Genomic DNA, 1906 nt, shown 5'->3' on the forward strand with positions numbered 1-1906 from the left:
TCATTAGCGAAGCGTAAAAAAGGAGCGCTATGAGCGACTTTTTGCTTGAGATCGGGACAGAAGAAATTCCCGCACGGTTTATTGAGCCTGCAAAAGAAGGCTTACTCAATCTTTTAAAAGAGGGTTTTATATTTTCAAGGATCTCTTTTGGCAAAATTGAGATGTTTGCAACGCCGAGGAGGATATCTGTTTTTGTCAAAGATATCTCTGAAAGACAGGAAGAAAGCATTACCATTAAATATGGCCCTCCGTACGACAGGGCCTTTGACCCTCAGGGGAATCCCTCAAATGCTGCTACTGGTTTTGCAAAAGCCCAGAATGTAACTTTCGATGAACTGAAGAAGGTGCAGAGGGATGGTGTAGAGTTTGTAGCTGTGGAAAGAAGAGAAACAGGTAGAAGTACAGTTGAGGTCCTTCCTGATTTGCTAAAGGACGCAATCTCCCGCATCCCATTTCAGAAAAGGATGCGATGGGGGAATGAGGACTTTGAATTTGCACGGCCCATCCAGTGGCTGCTCATTCTCTTTGGGGAAGAGCCTGTGGAGCTTACCATTGCCGATGTAAAGAGTGGCAATATCACATATGGCCATAGATTTCTCTCTAAAAGACCTGTTCAGATAAGGCGTCCGTCTGAATATGTGAGAAGGCTGAGGGCTCACCATGTGATAGTGAAGGAAAAGGAAAGGATGGAGATGATCCTCAAAGGTATCCGCCTCATAGAAGATGAGACACATGGTGAGGCAATAATGGATGAAGACCTTATCAAGGAGATTTTATATCTTACAGAGTATCCTTACCCGCTCAGAGGGGGGTTTGATGAGGCATTTTTGACGATTCCGAAAGAGGTACTCGTCAATGTGATGAAGTCGCATCAGCGTTATATCCCCATACAGAATAAAAATAATTCGCTTATGCCATATTTTATATTTTTTGCAAATACCCATCCAATTAGAGATGAAGAGATTATCAGGGGAAATGAGAAGGTTTTGAAGGCGAGGCTTGCAGACGCACAGTTTTTCTTTGAAGAAGACAAAAAGGTTAAACTTTATGACCTTTATGAAAAACTTTCCTCCATTGTATTCCATATAAAACTGGGAACATTGAAACAAAAGGTTGAGAGGGTAAAAGAAGTCTCACAATACCTTTCCTCTGTCCTCAATTATGATGGCATGAATAAGGTAGAGAGGGCGGTAAGGATAATGAAGGTAGACCTCCTGACCCATATGGTTGGCGAGTTTCCTGAATTACAGGGTGTGATGGGTAGAATATATGCGAAGTCTCAGGGAGAGGATGAGGAGGTAGCGAGTGCCATAGAGGAACATTACCTGCCGGGCAGTGGCAACGGTGTACTGCCCAGAACAACACTCGGTGCTATTACAGGGATAGCAGATAAGGTTGATTCATTAACATCATTCTTTTCTGTGGGTATTACCCCCACAGGAAATTTAGACCCCTTCGCCTTAAGGAGACAGGCCCTCGGTATTATAAAAATCGTGATAGATAAGAAGTTTCATATACCACTTGAGCAATTAATAAAGACATCATACGATGGTGGACATGGCATTGAAGGAAGACTCTCTTTTGAAGATACGAAGGCATCGCTCATTGATTTTATCATTACGAGATTTAAATTTTCCATGATAGAGGAGAATCACAATCAGGAATTTGTGGAGAGTGTACTGCCTTATGTGGCCCTTGATATATATGACGGCTATATGCGGCTTCTTTCACTTGAGACACAGAGGTCGATAAGGGATTTTGAGAGGCTCATGGTAGGCTTTAAAAGGGTATTCAATATTACAAAGCAGTTAGTAGAGGATCATGATGTAAACCCATCACTTTTTAAGCTGAAAGAAGAGGAGGCATTGTATAACCTCTACGAGTCAAAAAAGGAGCCGTTCTTTAC

At 42.2% G+C, this 1906-nt stretch carries 1 protein-coding gene; it reads left to right on the top strand.

Going from position 1 to position 1906, the window contains the following annotated elements; genetic code table 11:
- Positions 1 to 29 precede the first annotated feature (29 nt).
- A partial coding sequence (gene glyS, locus NTU69_04940; GenBank protein MCX5802867.1) for a glycine--tRNA ligase subunit beta occupies positions 30 to 1906 on the top strand: 1877 nt, incomplete at its 3' end.

The organism is Pseudomonadota bacterium (assembly GCA_026388215.1).
Taxonomy (GTDB): domain Bacteria; phylum Desulfobacterota; class Syntrophorhabdia; order Syntrophorhabdales; family Syntrophorhabdaceae; genus JAPLKF01.